The sequence below is a fragment of the Ferrovibrio sp. genome (assembly GCF_019636075.1).
GTDB lineage: Bacteria > Pseudomonadota > Alphaproteobacteria > Ferrovibrionales > Ferrovibrionaceae > Ferrovibrio.
Genome location: NZ_JAHBYG010000023.1, coordinates 18119 through 32946 on the forward strand (window position 1 = coordinate 18119; position 14828 = coordinate 32946).

20 protein-coding genes are annotated in these 14828 nt (G+C 62.9%); 12 read left to right on the plus strand and 8 right to left on the minus strand.

Going from position 1 to position 14828, the window contains the following annotated elements; translation table 11 throughout:
- Window positions 1-34 precede the first annotated feature (34 nt).
- From pgsA to KF827_RS11125, 3 genes are read left to right on the plus strand one after another with little or no spacing between them, the layout of a single operon-like run.
- Window positions 35-670: a CDP-diacylglycerol--glycerol-3-phosphate 3-phosphatidyltransferase gene (gene pgsA, locus KF827_RS11115; RefSeq protein WP_291004988.1), complete on the plus strand. Its 636-nt coding sequence runs from the start codon at window positions 35-37 to the stop codon at window positions 668-670.
- Window positions 670-921, plus strand: a complete 252-nt coding sequence (gene moaD, locus KF827_RS11120; RefSeq protein WP_291005138.1) for a molybdopterin converting factor subunit 1 — start codon at window positions 670-672, stop codon at window positions 919-921. The genes pgsA and moaD overlap by 1 nt, the downstream gene beginning before the upstream one ends.
- A 4-nt stretch (window positions 922-925) precedes the next feature.
- Window positions 926-1420 carry a molybdenum cofactor biosynthesis protein MoaE gene (locus KF827_RS11125; RefSeq protein ID WP_291004991.1) on the plus strand — a complete coding sequence of 165 codons (495 nt, stop codon included), beginning with the start codon at window positions 926-928 and terminating at the stop codon, window positions 1418-1420.
- Between the two features lie 3 nt (window positions 1421-1423).
- On the opposite strand, the gene KF827_RS11130 is transcribed toward KF827_RS11125, so the two are convergent.
- Window positions 1424-2314: a branched-chain amino acid aminotransferase gene (locus KF827_RS11130; protein WP_291004994.1), complete on the minus strand. Its 891-nt coding sequence runs from the start codon at window positions 2312-2314 to the stop codon at window positions 1424-1426.
- A 252-nt stretch (window positions 2315-2566) separates the two neighbouring features.
- Between KF827_RS11130 and KF827_RS11135 the strand changes: the two genes are divergently transcribed.
- The 5 genes from KF827_RS11135 (at window position 2567) to KF827_RS11155 (ending at window position 6113) form a co-directional block, all read left to right on the plus strand.
- Window positions 2567-3061, plus strand: coding sequence for a MarR family transcriptional regulator (locus tag KF827_RS11135; protein ID WP_291004997.1), 495 nt, complete (start codon window positions 2567-2569; stop codon window positions 3059-3061).
- Between the two features lie 5 nt (window positions 3062-3066).
- A complete protein-coding gene (locus tag KF827_RS11140) occupies window positions 3067-3777 on the plus strand; it encodes a response regulator (RefSeq protein WP_291005000.1) in 711 nt (236 codons plus the stop codon).
- Between the two features lie 9 nt (window positions 3778-3786).
- On the plus strand, window positions 3787-5112 hold the full coding sequence (locus tag KF827_RS11145) for an ATP-binding protein (RefSeq protein WP_291005003.1): 1326 nt from the start codon (window positions 3787-3789) through the stop codon (window positions 5110-5112).
- 108 nt (window positions 5113-5220) lie between these two features.
- Window positions 5221-5673: a MarR family transcriptional regulator gene (locus tag KF827_RS11150; protein ID WP_291005008.1), complete on the plus strand. Its 453-nt coding sequence runs from the start codon at window positions 5221-5223 to the stop codon at window positions 5671-5673.
- 38 nt (window positions 5674-5711) lie between these two features.
- The gene (locus KF827_RS11155; protein ID WP_291005011.1) at window positions 5712-6113 is read left to right on the plus strand and encodes a DUF1398 family protein; all 402 of its coding nucleotides are present in this window, start codon (window positions 5712-5714) and stop codon (window positions 6111-6113) included.
- A gap of 31 nt (window positions 6114-6144) precedes the next feature.
- Here KF827_RS11155 and KF827_RS11160 read toward each other — a convergent pair whose 3' ends face one another.
- The 7 genes from KF827_RS11160 to KF827_RS11190 form a co-directional block, all read right to left on the minus strand.
- Window positions 6145-6567 (minus strand): DUF2914 domain-containing protein, encoded by a 423-nt coding sequence (locus tag KF827_RS11160; protein ID WP_291005014.1) that lies wholly within the window; start codon window positions 6565-6567, stop codon window positions 6145-6147.
- A gap of 63 nt (window positions 6568-6630) precedes the next feature.
- A complete protein-coding gene (locus KF827_RS11165; protein ID WP_291005017.1) occupies window positions 6631-6978 on the minus strand; it encodes a tRNA-binding protein in 348 nt (115 codons plus the stop codon).
- 114 nt (window positions 6979-7092) lie between these two features.
- Complete coding sequence (locus KF827_RS11170) at window positions 7093-7563, minus strand: phasin family protein (RefSeq protein ID WP_291005022.1); 471 nt, start codon at window positions 7561-7563, stop codon at window positions 7093-7095.
- Between the two features lie 162 nt (window positions 7564-7725).
- On the minus strand, window positions 7726-8379 hold the full coding sequence (locus KF827_RS11175; protein WP_291005025.1) for a TetR family transcriptional regulator: 654 nt from the start codon (window positions 8377-8379) through the stop codon (window positions 7726-7728).
- Window positions 8380-8442: 63 nt separating this feature from the next.
- Window positions 8443-9249, minus strand: coding sequence for a pyrroline-5-carboxylate reductase (gene proC / locus KF827_RS11180; RefSeq protein ID WP_291005028.1), 807 nt, complete (start codon window positions 9247-9249; stop codon window positions 8443-8445).
- Between the two features lie 4 nt (window positions 9250-9253).
- On the minus strand, window positions 9254-9760 hold the full coding sequence (locus tag KF827_RS11185; RefSeq protein ID WP_291005032.1) for a YbjN domain-containing protein: 507 nt from the start codon (window positions 9758-9760) through the stop codon (window positions 9254-9256).
- Window positions 9761-10216: 456 nt separating this feature from the next.
- On the minus strand, window positions 10217-10489 hold the full coding sequence (locus KF827_RS11190; RefSeq protein ID WP_291005035.1) for an accessory factor UbiK family protein: 273 nt from the start codon (window positions 10487-10489) through the stop codon (window positions 10217-10219).
- 110 nt (window positions 10490-10599) lie between these two features.
- Here KF827_RS11190 and lysS point away from each other — a divergent pair, with 110 nt between their 5' ends.
- From lysS to pgeF, 4 genes are read left to right on the plus strand one after another with little or no spacing between them, the layout of a single operon-like run.
- On the plus strand, window positions 10600-12132 hold the full coding sequence (lysS, locus tag KF827_RS11195) for a lysine--tRNA ligase (RefSeq protein WP_291005038.1): 1533 nt from the start codon (window positions 10600-10602) through the stop codon (window positions 12130-12132).
- 6 nt (window positions 12133-12138) lie between these two features.
- Window positions 12139-12945 (plus strand): prolipoprotein diacylglyceryl transferase, encoded by an 807-nt coding sequence (lgt, locus tag KF827_RS11200; RefSeq protein WP_291005041.1) that lies wholly within the window; start codon window positions 12139-12141, stop codon window positions 12943-12945.
- 8 nt (window positions 12946-12953) lie between these two features.
- Entirely contained in the window at window positions 12954-14036 is a 1083-nt protein-coding gene (locus tag KF827_RS11205; RefSeq protein ID WP_291005044.1) for an SAM-dependent methyltransferase, read from the plus strand.
- Complete coding sequence (gene pgeF / locus KF827_RS11210) at window positions 14036-14818, plus strand: peptidoglycan editing factor PgeF (RefSeq protein ID WP_291005047.1); 783 nt, start codon at window positions 14036-14038, stop codon at window positions 14816-14818. The genes KF827_RS11205 and pgeF overlap by 1 nt, the downstream gene beginning before the upstream one ends.
- Window positions 14819-14828: the final 10 nt, after the last annotated feature.

Here is a 14828-nt window from a genome sequence, read left to right on the forward strand (position 1 = left end):
GTAATGCGGCCCCTCGCCGTGCGATGAAAGTCATATGTTGAACAGCCTGCCCAATCTGCTGACGATCTCGCGCATTCTGGCCATTCCGGCCATCTGCGCGGCGTTTTACCTGCCCGGTTCCTGGAGCGCCTGGCTGCCCCTGGGATTGTTCGCCGCCGCCGGCATCACCGACTGGTTCGATGGCTATCTGGCGCGCAAATGGGGGCAGATGAGCGATCTGGGCCGCTTCCTCGATCCGGTGGCCGACAAGCTGCTGGTCTGCGCCGTGATCATGATGCTGATCGCCTTCGAACGGATCGACAAAATCAGCCTGCTGGCCGCCGTGGTGATCATGTGCCGCGAAATCACCGTGACCGGCTTGCGCGAATTTCTGGCCGAGTTGCGCGTGAAGGTGCCGGTAAGCCAGCTGGCGAAATGGAAAACCACCGTGCAATTGATTGCGCTGGGCTTTCTGATCGTCGGCCATTACGGCCCCGGCTGGCTGCCGGTGCGCATGATCGGCGAAGTGATGCTGTGGGTTGCCGCCCTGCTCACGCTCTATACCGGCTGGGATTACCTGATCACCGGCCTGCGCCATATGGCCGCCGATCCGCGCCCGGCGCCCGAGGCCAAACCGAAAACCGAAAAAACGGATAAAGAGACCGGCCCGCAAACAGGCGCGCCGGCATGATCAAGTTGCTGTATTTCGCATTGCTGCGCGAGCGCGTGGGCGTGCCGGAAGAAAGCCTCAGCCTGCCGCCCGATGTGAAAGATGTGGGCACGCTGCTGGCATGGCTGCGCGAACAAAGCCCCAATCACGCCGCTGCGCTGTGCGACCCGAACATGGTACGCGTTGCCGTGAACCAGGATTACGCGGCATTGACCGATCCGGTGCGGGCCGGCGACGAAGTGGCGCTGTTTCCGCCGGTGACGGGCGGCTAAGGCCATGGCGGCTGAAGCCAAGCCTGGCAACAGCAAGCGCAGCGGCCCGGAAATCCGCGTGCAGGCCGAGGATTTCGATCCCGGGCAGGAATTGCAGCGGCTGACGCAGGATGATACCGGCATCGGCGCCGTGGTGAGTTTCGTGGGTCTGGTGCGCGATTTCGCCGATCAAAAATCCGACAGCAGCATGACGCTGGAACATTATCCCGGCATGACCGAGCGGCAGATCATGGCGATTGCCGAACAGGCCTGGCAGCGCTGGCCGCTGAATGGCTGCCTGGTGGTGCATCGCCATGGCAGGCTGTTGCCGGGCGACCGGATCGTGCTGGTGATTGCCGCATCGCCGCACCGCAAGGCCGCGTTCGAGGCTTGCGAATTCCTGATCGACTGGCTGAAGACCAAAGCGCCGTTCTGGAAGCTTGAGCAAAGCGGCGCAATGCGGGAATGGGTGGAAAGCCGGGGCAGCGACGATGACGCCGCTGCCCGCTGGAACAAATAAGATTTATTCCGCCGCCGCCTGCTTGGGGCGGGTTTCCTGCTCGAAAGCATTGATCAGGGTCTTGCACACCGCGCCGGGCGTGAAGCGATACGGCCCGATCTCGGAAACCGGCGTCACTTCGGCAGCCGTGCCGGTGAGGAAGCATTCGCTGAAACCGGCCATCTCCTCGGGCTGGATCGCCCGTTCGATCACCTCAAGCCCGCGGGCCTTGGCCATGCCAATCACCGCGCGCCGGGTGATGCCATCCAGAAAGCAATCCGGCACCGGCGTGTGGATTTTGCCATCCTGCACGAAGAACACGTTGGCGCCGGTGGCCTCGGCCACCTGGCCGCGCCAATCCAGCATCAGCGCATCCTGGAAGCCCAGCTTCTCCGCCTTGTGCTTCGACAGCGTGCAGATCATGTAAAGCCCCGCCGCCTTCGCCTTGGTGGGCGCGGTGTTGGGGGCCGGGCGGCGCCAGTCAGACAGCATCAGGCGGATGCCCTTCATCTTGGCTTCCGGCGAGAAATAGCTCGGCCATTCCCACACCGCGATGGCGAGATGGATTTTCGAGCTTTGCGCCGAAACCCCCATCATCTCCGAACCGCGCCAGGCGATCGGGCGGATATAACAATCCTTCAGGCCGTTCTTGGCCACCGTATCGTTGGTGGCGCGGTTGATTTCGTCCAGGCTGTAGGGGATTTCGAAATCCAGCAGGCGGGCGCTGTCGATCAGGCGCTGGCTGTGTTCGGTCAGCTTGAACACCTGGCCGCCATAGGCGCGCTCGCCCTCGAATACCGACGAGGCGTAATGCAAGGCATGGCTCAGCACATGCAATTTGGCCTCGCGGTGCGGAATGAACTGGCCATCGAACCAGATCCAGCCATCGCGATCATCATAAGCGGCGCTCGACATTGTACGTCTCCCGGCAAATCCATGGGTGATAAGGGTTTTTACGGCTTTAAGGTAATATAATTACCTTTCAATTGTTTTTAAAGTAACATTCGTATGGAAATACGTCAACAATGCTGTCGTATTTTTCTCGTCCTCACTGGCCGCCCCTCTTTTTGCCCAAAAGCGCAACCCCGCCCTGCCCTGCCGAGATACCTGCTCTGCCGAGAGCACTGCTCTTGCGGAGACTCGCCGCCATGCCCCATATAAACAGCCATGAGCGATCTGAAATCCGTGCCCAACCCGTTGTTTCTGCGCGAAGACGAATTGCGGCAGGGCATAGAACTGCTGTTCTACGCCTATCGCGATTTCACCCGCGGACCCGATGAGATCCTGGAGCAATACGGCTTCGGCCGGGCGCACCATCGGGCGCTGCATTTCATCGGCGGCCATCCTGGCATCACGGTGGCGGAATTGCTGAGCATCCTGCGCATCACCAAGCAGAGCCTGGCCCGCGTGCTGTCGGCATTGATCGCCCAGGATTTCGTGCGCCAGCAGCAAGGCACGCGCGACCGCCGCCAGCGCCAGCTTTTTCTCACCGAAAAAGGCCGTGGCCTGGAAAAGCGCATCGCTTCGCTGCAACAGGCCAAGGTGGCCCAGGCCTACCGCGATGCCGGGGCCGAAGCCGTGGCCGGCTATCGCAAGGTGCTGTCGGGCCTGATCGACGATGATGATCGCGCGCAGGTGCTGCGCGCCATACAGCGCGGTTGAACGCCATGGAAGCCGAACAGCCGCATCTGCTGGTGGTGGATGACGACGAGCGCATCCGCACCCTGCTGGCCCGCTTCCTCACCGGCAACGGCTATCGCGTCACCTCGGCTGAAAGCGCCGAGGATGCCTGGGCCAAGCTGGCGCCTGTGCATTACGATCTGCTGGTGGTGGATGTGATGATGCCGGGCAAGAACGGCTTTGAATTCGTCACCGAACTGCGCGGACAAGGCAATCCCGTGCCGGTGATCCTGCTGACCGCGCGCACCGAGGCCGAGGACCGCATCCAGGGCCTGGAAACCGGCGCCGATGATTACCTGGCCAAGCCGTTCGAGCCGCGCGAATTGCTGTTGCGCATCCAGGCCATTCTCAAGCGCAGCAACCGCCCGGCGCCGGCCAGCGCCAGCCGCCCGGTGCGTTTTGGCGAATTCCGTTTCGATATCGTGCGTGGCGACTTGCGCCGCGGCGAGGAAATCGTGCCGCTCACCACCGGCGAAGCCGGCCTGCTGCGCATCCTGGCGCGCAATCCCGGCGTAACCGTGCCACGCGCCGCTTTGGCCGATGCCGGTCCTGGCGCGTCAGCTGCGAATGCCGCCAACGAAAGCCGCGCGGTGGATGTGCAGATCACCCGCCTGCGCCGCAAGATAGAGGACGATCCGCGCAATCCGCGTTTCCTGCAAACCGTGTGGGGCGAAGGTTATGTTCTCTGGGCAGAATAAGACTGGCCGATGACGACGAGCCGGCTGATGCGGCGCCTGTTGCCACGCAGCCTGTTTGGCCGCTGGCTGCTGATGCTGGCATTGCCGGTGCTGCTGCTGCAGATCCTCACCACCTATGCCTTCTATGCCCGCCATTGGGATACCGTGAGCCGCCGCCTGGCGCTCGGCCTGGCCGGCGATATCTCGATGGCCATCGACATGCACGAAGCTTTCATCGGCGATCCGCGCCACGAACAGCTGATGAATCTTGCCTATAACAACATGGAAATCGACGTGCGGTTCCTGCCCGGCAAGAGCCTGCCCGACAATCTGCCGCCACCGCGCTGGTGGTCGATCCTCGACAACATGCTGACCCAGGCACTGAGCGAACGGCTGGACGAACCCTTTGCCATCGACACCCAGCGCAACGACGACAACATCGCCGTGCTGGTGGAACTGCCCAACGAATTGATGGTGGTGTTGGCCCGCTCCAAGCGCGTCTATTCCACCAGCACTTATATCTTCATCATCTGGATCGCGTCTGGCTCGGTGCTGCTGCTGGGCATCGCGGTGCTGTTCCTGCGCAACCAGATCAGGCCGATCCGCCGCCTGGCCGAAGCCGCCGATGCCTTCGGCAAGGGCCGCGATGCACCGGATTTCCATCCCTCGGGTGCCACCGAGGTGCGCTCGGCAGCCCTGGCCTTCCTGGCCATGCGCGACCGTATCCGGCGCCATATCCGCGAACGCACCGACATGCTGGCCGGCGTGAGCCACGATCTGCGCACGCCGCTTACCCGCATGAAGCTGCAGCTTTCGATGATGGCCAGCGATCCCGATGCCGCCGAGCTGAAGCGCGATGTGGCCGAGATGGAAACCATGATCGAGGCTTATCTGGCTTTCGCGCGCGGCCAGGTGGAGCAGAGCACGGAAGCCACCGATCTTGGCCTGCTGGTGCAGGAACTGGCCGACGATGTGCGCCGGCGCGGCCGCGAATTGGAGGTGGACACCGCCAACGCCCCCACCCTGCCGCTGCGCCGCCTCGGCTTCAAGCGGGCGCTGTCGAACCTGATCGAGAATGGCCTGCGCTTCGGCCATAAGGTGCGCCTGCAGGTGCTGCGCGGCGATGGCCACGTGGATATCAATATCGACGATGATGGCCCCGGCATTCCGCAGAAGGAACGCCACAAGGTGTTCAGGCCCTTCTACCGTGCCGATCCGGCACGGCATTCCGGCGGCGGCAATGTGGGCCTGGGCCTCACCATCGCCCGCGATGCCGTGCTGGCCCATGGCGGCGAAATCCAGCTGACCGAATCTCCGCTGGGCGGCCTGCGGGTGGCGATCCGGTTGCCGCTATAGCGCCTGCTGCCATCGTTGCCGCATATCCAGATTAGGAATTCACTTCGGGAATATGGTTGACTAGTAAATTATATTGATATAGTTTCCTAGTCAATCAAAGGAGCCGCCATGCCTGCCACATCCGAATTGACCGACCATCTGGGCTATTGGCTGAGGTTCGTTTCGAACCACGTTTCGCAAGCTTTTGCACGCAAGGTGGAGACCCATGGCGTAACCGTGGCGGAATGGGTTTTGCTGCGCCAATTGCTGGAGATCGAGCCTTCGCCCCCCAGCCGACTGGCCGATCGCCTGGGCATGACGCGCGGCGCCATCACCAAGCTGGCCGATCGCCTGAGCGCCAAATCCCTGCTGCTGCGCCTCACCGATCCCAAGGATGGCCGTGCGCAGATGCTTTCACTCACACCCGCGGCCCGCAGCCTGGTGCCGAAACTGGCCCGGTTGGCCGATGCCAACGATGCCGAATTCTTCAAGACCCTGCCAGCCCACGACCGCGCCGCTCTGTTGCGTATCCTGCAAACGCTGGTGCAAGCCCATGGCCTGAAATCCCTGCCTGTCGATTGACCGTCATCGACCGCACAACCAGCAACGAAAGACTCGCCATGCATTGGAAAGACATTGCCCAGACCACCATTATAGGCTCGGAAAACGATACGATGAGTTTTCCCGAAGCCGTGAAACGGCTGATCGAAGCCGGCCTGGATGGCTATAGCGTGGATCTGCGCGGGGCCACGCGGAGCTTCTATCGCCCCGATGGCGAAGTGGCGGTATTGCCAACCGCGCCGGTCGGCGTGCCGGTGGCGGAACGCTTCGATACCGAGGCGATCAGGCAATCGATCCGCAAGGCGCAGATGCAGACGCCCGGATATACCTACAAAGGCTTTTGCAACGAAGCGGCCAAAGCCGGCTGCGCGGGCTATATCGTATCGTTCATCGGCAGGCGGGTGCTTTATTTCGGCCGCAACGGCGACACCCATACCGAATTTTTCCCGGCCGCAACCTGATAAGCCCGCAGCCAGATAAGGCCGGCGCTGGCTATTGCGACTCCGGCGGCGCGGCCACGGTGAATTTGCGTTCGGCCTGAAGCCGGCCGGCGCTGTCTTTCAACTGCACGGTCCATTCGCCGGGCGTGAGCCGCGATTGCGACCAGATGCGCCAGTTGCGGCTGACATCCACGCGGGCGCGTGAACGGCCTTGCTCGCGGTCGCCCTGCAGCCAGGTGAACCAGAAGGTTTCGCCGCCGCTGACATTGATGCAATCCAGCCGCGCGAAGGCATAGGCCCGCTCGGTGCCGGCGGGATAGGCATCGGTTTCGCCCTGCGGCTCCAGGTTCAGAACATTTTGCGCGGTGACGAACTGACGCACCACGCAATCATGGCCCGACGGCTGCGCAAAGGATGCGGCAGGGGCAAACGCAAACAGCGCCATGACGGCGACAATCGAAAGACCAGGTTTCATGATGGGATACTCGGCACAGGCAGGGGCAGCGGTCAACCGCGTGAACAGGTTAATCAGGCTGAATCAAAACATCTTGCCGCCATTCGGCACTGCAATATCGGGCCCGATCAACACCACCTTGCCATCGGGATCCGGCACACCCAGCACCAGCACTTCCGACATGAAAGGGCCGATCTGCCGGGGCGGGAAATTAACCACGGCCAATACCTGCTTACCGAGCAGCGCCGCCGGCTCGTAATAGGTGGTGATCTGGGCGGATGATTTTTTCACGCCGATCGCGGGGCCGAAATCCACCCGCAGCTTGATCGCTGGCTTGCGTGCCTCGGGAAACGGCTCGGCCCCCACGATGGTGCCGACGCGGATATCCACCTGCTCGAAATCCGCATAGCTGATCATGCCGGTTCCGGTCATTTTCTGGCTCCCTCACACAACGAAACAAACCCCAGGAAATAAAAAACGGGCGGGGATGATCCCGCCCGTTCGATAGTAACGCATACTCTGGGGAGAGTTAAACCTACGCCGCTGTTACTGCTTCACCAGCTTGGAGAGCGTTGCACGCAGCTCTTCCAGGCTTTCATTGGCACGCTTGTTCAGGGTCTCGAAGGTTTCGGTGTTGGTCTTGGCGGCCAGTTCGGCCAGTTCCTTCAGGTTGGCCAGCGCGCGTTCCACGGCAGCCTTCACCAGTTCGGCCTGCTTGGCCGGATTGGCATCCTTGGCGCCCTTCGACACGGCGTCCTTCACCAGGGAGGACAGCTCGTCCATGCCCTGCTGGAAAATCTCGGCCTGGCGGGCGGCCAGCGCCTGATAGCCCTCGAAAGCCTTCTTGTTGGCAGCGGCGATGGCTTCCAGATTCTTCTTCTGGGTGGCAGCCAAGGCTTCGGCATCGAAGCCGGGCAGCTTGAAATCGCCGAACATCTTCTGGGCGTCGAACATCTTGGACGGGTCGAACAGCTTGTTGAAATCGAAATTGGCGAACGGGAACTCGGTCTTGCTCATGGGAATGGCTCCTCAAACATGCCGCAGGGCGAGAAAACAGCCACCGGGCGGGGTCTCAATGAACTCGTGCCTAATTTAAGGGCGGCCTGTACAATCGTCAAGCAAATTTTGTGCACTGCACAAAAATATTTATAACATTAAAAACAATAACTTATAATAAATCTAGGCAGTTTTCTTTCGCAAAAGCGAGAAAGCGCCGCCATTGCCTGTGAGGAATGGCAGCGCCTGCCGCAACCGTTTGTCGAGATGCGCCATGGTGCGCGAAAGCTCGGGTTCCTCGTCGGTCAGCCAGATCCGCACTGTATCGAGGTAGACCGCGCCCAGTGCCTTGCGCCGCAGCAGGCCGCGCAGACCACCCGCATCCAGCCCGGCAGCCGCCAAGGTCCAATCCAGTGCCTTGGTAAGGCCATCGGCGGCAAAACAGAGCGCCACGACGGGGTCGCGCGGCAATTCGCGGGCCAGCACATGCATCGCCGGCTTGTATGACGCCAGCGCATCCAGCCGGGCCATCACGGCCTCGAACAGCCGGTCGCGCACGGCATCCTCGGCCATTGTTTCGGCCATGGTTTCAGTAGGAAGCCCACCCAGCGCGGTCAGCATGGCATCGTCGATACGAGCGGCAAATCCACGCAGCAGAGCGCCTTTGGAGGGATAACGGCGATAAAGTTCGGCCAGGCTGAGGCCGGACCGCTCGGCCACCCCATGCAAAGTGAGGCGCAGCCAGCCGGCTTCGGCAATCAATTCCAGGGCGGCATCCACCGGATCGGCGGCGGCAGGAATGGCGGTGGATTTGCTGCTTGCCTTGCGCTTGGCCATGGCATGCTCCTTTGGCGATGCCGATAAGATGGGGGCTCGGGCCCGCTACGGCAAGCCGGAAAGTCAGCCGGCCAGTTCGCGCGAGCGCTTATCGGCGGCGGCCACGGCGCGATCCATCAACGGGCCGAGGCCGTTTTCCGCCATCAGCACATCCAGGGCAGCCTGGGTGGTGCCGTTCGGGCTGGTGACATTGCGGCGCAGCTGGCCGGCATCCTCGCCGCTCTGGCGCATCAGCGCACCGGCACCAGCCACCGTGGCCCGCGCCAGTTGGGTGGCCAGTTCAGGCGGCAAGCCGGCCTTGGCGCCGGCGGCGGCCAGGCATTCGGTGAGCCAGAACACATAGGCCGGCCCGGAACCGGACACCGCCGTGGCGGTATCGATCAGCGCCTCCTGCTCCACCCACACCACCTCGCCTACCGCGCTGAGCAGCCGGTTGCACAAGATGCGCTGAGCATCGCCCACGCCGGGCCCGGCACAGCAGGCCGTGATGCCCTGGGCGATGGCAGCCGGCGTGTTGGGGATCGAGCGCACAATGATGGCTTTCTCGCCCAGCAGCCGGCCAAGCGTGGCAATGGTTTTGCCAGCGGCCACCGAAAGGAAACAGACCTGCGGGCCGGCATAGCGCGCATAGCTCGGCGCCACCTGGTCCATCACCTGCGGCTTCACCGCCAGCAGGATCAGATCGGGCTGAAAATCAGCGGGAATCGCCGTTGCCTCGCGCGCCTGGCGCACACCGGCCGGCAGATCGGCTATCGGCGTGGGTTCCACCACCACGATGCCGCTGGCGAGCACACCCTGGCCAACCCAGCCGCGCAGCAAGGCGCTGCCCATCTTGCCGCAGCCGACAAGCAGAATCCGTGGCGAGGACATGGGATCAGGCTTCTCCGACAGTCTCGAACATCGCGGCCGCCACTGCCTCTTCCGGCGTGCGGCCGCCCCAGACCAGGAACTGGAAGGCGGGATAGAAGCGTTCGCATTCGCCGAGGCCGATTTCCATCAGATCCTCGATCTGCTCGGATGTGGCGCCCAGCCCGCCGCGCAGCAGCAAAGCCTGGCGGAACACCACCATGCCCTCTTCCGACCAGTAATCGAAATGGCCGATCAGCGCTTTTTCGTTCACATAAGCCAGCAGCGAATGCAGATCGCGCTTGCGATTGGGCGGCAGCTTCATGTCGAAGGCGCAAGTAAAGCTGAGCGCACCCAGTTCCTCGCGCCAGGAAAACCACATCTGGTGTTCGCAATAGCGGCCCGACACGCCGACGGTGAGTTCATCGGAACCCTGGCGGTCGAACGGCCATTCATGCTCGCCGACGATCTGTTCTACGAGATCCAGAGGATTGCTCAGGGCGGACGTGGTTTCGATGTCGACTAGCGACCGCATATACGCGCCCCCGCAGTTGCTTCCCCCGCTGCCTGCGCAGCCCCTCGGCAAACCCGGTCTCTACAAAACCGGACGGCCAAGGATGGGAATTTGGCCCTCTCGCCGTTCCACCCGGCGCCGGCACAGCGATTTGGCTGCTGCCGTGGACCCGCCCGGGGAACCATCCCACCCAACTTTCCTGGCGACGAATCGCCAGGACCGGCGAGCAAGATGTGGTGCCGCGAAACACTGAACACCATAGATTTAGGTTAGGCGCCGCAGGATTCCGGTGCAAGAGTCGATTTACGAAAAATTCATGAATTCGCTGCCGCGCGACAGAAAAAGCTGTGGGTAGAAAAGGCGATCAAGTGCCGAATCGCTATGCGGGAAAAACGCGAATCGTAGCGAGGCGATTCGATTGAAGTTCCGGTCGATTGAAGTTCCGGTCGATTGAAGTTCCGGTCGATCGAAGTCCGGCTATTTCGACTCCAGCTTCGCTTCCAGCGCCGCGATGCGCTCGGCCAGCCGGATATTCTCTTCGCGGGCCTGGATATTCTCCTCGCGGGCGGCGGCCGCCATCGCCTTCACGGCCTCGAATTCCTCGCGATTGACCAGTTCCATACCATCCAGCGCCTGTTCCAGCCGGGCGCGGAAAGCCTGTTCCACCTCGCCCTTCACGCCCTGCAAGGCGCCCATGGCGCCGCTGGCAATGCGGGAGAGATCATCGAGCAAGCGGTTGTCTGACTGCATGGCGGCCTCCGGTCGTGCGGTGCAAAGCCTATATGGCCCCGCATGGCTTGGAATGCAATGCATCGGGTGATAGGGTCCGCACCCCTTTGCACATAAGCTTGATATCAGCCGTGACCAGCCCGCAAACCACTCCAGACGTTACCGGCGAACGCGCCAGCCGCGAAGCCAAACTGCAGACCCTGCGCCAGATGGGGCTGGATCCCTATAACCAGCCGAAATTCCCGAAATCGCACAAGAACGCGGCGGTGCACGAGGCCTACGCGCATCTGCAGCCCGAAGAGCGGACCGAAGACAGCGTGGCGGTGGCCGGCCGTGTGATGGCAATCCGCAACAGCGGTCTGTTCATCGACATCCTGGACGACACGGTGAAACTGCAGGTCTATACGCCCAAGGATCGCGTGCAGGGCGAATGGGCGCCGCTGCTGAAGGCGCTGGACCTTGGCGACATCATCGGCGTGCGCGGCAATGTACGGCGCACCAAGCGCGGCGAGATCACGGTGGATTCAACCGATATCGTTGTGCTGGCCAAGGCGCTGGAGCCGCCGCCGGAAAAGTGGCACGGCCTCAAGAATGTCGAGCAGCGCTATCGCCACCGCGAATACGATCTGATCGGCAACGAAGACAGCCGCACCACCCTGCGCACCCGCTTCCGCATGATCCAGGCTGTGCGCCGCTTCCTCACCGACGAGAGTTTCCTGGAAGTGGAAACTCCGATGCTGCACACCATTCCCGGCGGCGCCATCGCAAAGCCCTTCATCACCCATCACAATGCGCTGGATATTCCGCTGTTCATGCGCATCGCGCCGGAACTGCATCTCAAGCGCCTGGTGATCGGTGGCTTGAGCGAGAAGGTGTTCGAGATCAACCGCTGCTTCCGCAACGAAGGCATCTCGCCGCGCCACAATCCGGAATTCACCACCATCGAGCTGTATCAGGCCTATGCCGATTATGCCGACATGATGGATATCGCCGAACGCACCATCGCCGCGGCCGCCATCGCCGCCACCGGCGGCACCAAGGTGAAATTCGGCGAGCATGAACTGGATTTCACCCCGCCTTTCCGCCGCGCCACCATGCTGGACCTGATCGAGGAACATGCCGGCGTGAAGCTGGAAGGCCTGAACGACGAAGCCGCGCGTGCCGCCGCAAAGGCCGCCGGCATCGCGGTGGAACCGAAGGCCAGCTGGGGCAAGGTGGTGGAAGCCTGCTTCGAGCAGAAGGTGGAACCCAATCTGATCCAGCCCACCCATGTGGTGGAATTGCCCAAGGCGATTTCGCCGCTGGCCAAGGCCAACCATGCCCGCCCGCATGTGGCCGACCGGTTCGAGACCTTCTGCAACACCTGGGAAATCGCCAATGCGTTTTCCGAGCTGGCCGATCCGCAGGAACAACGGGCCCGCTTCGAAGCGCAGCAGACGCAGCGCGATGAAGGCGACGACGAAGCCCATCGCATCGACGAGGATTTCCTGAAAGCGCAATCCGCCGGCATGATGCCGATGGGCGGCCTTGGCATCGGGATCGACCGCCTGGCGATGCTGCTCACCAACTCGGCCACCATCCGCGAAGTGATCGCCTTCCCCACCCTGCGTCCGCGCCATGACGGCGAAGACGCCCAGGGCGGGGATACTGGCGGCGAAGGCTGAGCGGCCATGCCGACCCTGCTGGCGATACCGTTTCCGGTGATCGATCCGGTATTGGTGGCGGTCGGCCCGTTCGCCATCCGCTGGTATGCGCTGTCCTACATCGTGGGCATCGTGCTGGGCTGGCGGCTGGCGATGCATCTGGCGCGCAAGCCGGGTTCGCTGGTTACGCCTGAACAGGTGGATGGCCTGTTGCTATGGGCCACATTGGGCGTGATCCTCGGCGGCCGTCTAGGCTATGTGCTGTTCTACAATCTCGACTATTTCCTGCAGCATCCGGGCGAGATTTTCGCCGTGTGGCATGGCGGCATGTCGTATCACGGCGGCATGCTGGGCGTGATCGTGGCGATGCTGGTTTATGCCCGCTTGAGCGATGTGCGCTTTCTGGCGCTGGCCGATATCGTTGCCACGGTTACGCCGATCGGGCTGTTTTTCGGCCGGCTGGCGAATTTCATCAATGGCGAACTCTGGGGCCGCGTGGCCCATGATGTGCCCTGGGCCATGGTGTTTCCCACCGGCGGGCCGGAGCCGCGCCATCCCAGCCAGTTGTATCAGGCCGCGATGGAAGGCCTGGCGCTGTTCATCCTGCTCAACATCGTGTTCCGCGTTGCAGCCTATCGCGAAAAGCCGGGCTTCACCGCCGGGCTGTTCCTGGCCGGTTATGGCTTGGCGCGCATCATCGGCGAATTGTTCCGCCAGCCCGATGCGCAGATCGGCTATCTGATCGGCGGCACCACGATGGGGCAATGGCTGTCGCTGCCCATGGTGCTGGTGGGGCTGTATTTCATGGCCCGGGCCAAAAAAGCCGAAGCCTGATACCGGGAATGACCACCGGCCTGTTCGCGCATCTGGCGGCCCGCATCACGGCGGAAGGTCCGATATCGCTGGCCGATTACATGACGGAATGCCTGCTGCATCCGCGCTTCGGCTATTACACCACGCATGACAGCATCGGCATGGCCGGCGATTTCATCACCGCGCCCGAGATCAGCCAGATGTTCGGTGAATTGCTGGGGCTGTGGGCCGCCGATGGCTGGCAGGCGCTTGGCAGGCCGGCCAAACTCTATCTGGTGGAAGCCGGACCGGGACGCGGCACGCTCATGCATGATGCCTTGCGCGCGGCCCGGGCATTGCCGCCCTTCCGCACCGCCATAACGCCGGTGCTGATCGAGGCCTCGCCCAAACTGCGCGCCATTCAGCAAGCGACGCTGGGCGGCGAAGCCGCGCTGTGGCTGGAGGATATCGCCGCCCTGCCAGCAGACGCGCCCTTCATCCTGCTGGCCAACGAATTTCTCGATGCCCTGCCGATCCGGCAATATCAGCGCGGCGAAACCGGCTGGCATGAACGCCGTGTGGCCTTGAGCGAAGATGGCAACGGCCTGCGCTTCGTGCTGGATAGCCAAACGCTGCCCTTGCAGACCCGCCCCCTGCAAAGCCGGGATGCAGCGCCCGGCGCGATCCTGGAAACCTGCCCCGCCGCCCATGCCTTCATCGGTGAAGTCGCCGCGCGCATCCAAAGCCAGAGCGGCATGGCGCTGTTCGTGGATTACGGCCCGGCGCAAAGCGGCTTCGGCGATACTTTCCAGGCGTTGCGCAATAAAGGCTTTGCCGATCCGTTGCAGCATCCAGGCGAAGCCGATCTCACCGCGCATGTGGATTTCGCAAGTCTGGCCCGCACCGCAAATCAAGCCGGCATCAAAGCCCATGGCGCGGTGGCGCAAGGCGACTTGCTGCGCCGATTGGGCATCGAGATGCGCGCCGAGAAACTGCAACAGAAGGCCACGCCGGAACAATCCGCCGCAATCAGCGCAGCCATGCAGCGATTGACCGCCGCCGATGCCATGGGCAATCTATTCCAGGCTATCGCCCTCACGGCAGCCGAGTCTGCCCGACCCGCCGGATTCTGATGCAGACCACCTCCTATCTCGAACCGATCACCCTGCCGCATCTGGCCGCCGATGGCCTGCGCCATGGTTTTTTCACCCGCCAGGGCGGCGTATCCACCGGGCTTTACGCCTCGTTGAATTGCGGCCCCGGCTCGGCCGACGACGCCACCGCCGTGCAGACCAACCGCGCCCGCGTGGCCGGCCATATGGGCGCAGCGGGCCGCTTGGCCACGCTGTATCAGGTGCATGGCCGCGATGTGGTGGTGATCGACGAGGCTTACGATTTTGCCGCACGCCCCAAGGCCGATGGGTTGGTGACGAAACGACGCGGCGTGGCGCTTGGCATTCTGGCCGCCGATTGCGCGCCCGTACTGTTCGCCGATGCCAAGGCCGGCGTTATCGGCGCTTGCCATGCCGGCTGGCGCGGCGCGTTGTATGGCGCGGCGGATGCCACGATTGCAGCGATGGAACAGCTTGGCGCCGCGCGCAGCCGCATCAAGGCCGCCATCGGCCCCTGCATCCGCCAGGCCAGCTACGAAGTAAGCGATCCGTTCCGCGACACATTCCTCAAGCAGGAACCGGCCAACGCTGCCTGGTTCGGCGCCGGCCAACGCCCCGGCCATTGGCAATTCGATCTGCCCGGCTATCTGCTGCAGCGTTTGCGCGGCCTGCATGTGGATGCGGTGGATTGCGGCCTGGATACCCGCTCGGATGCCGAACGCTTCTACAGTTATCGCCGCATGACCTTGGCTGGAGAGGCCGATTACGGCCGGCAGATTGCCGCCATCGCACTCAGCGACTGAGCGATGCCAT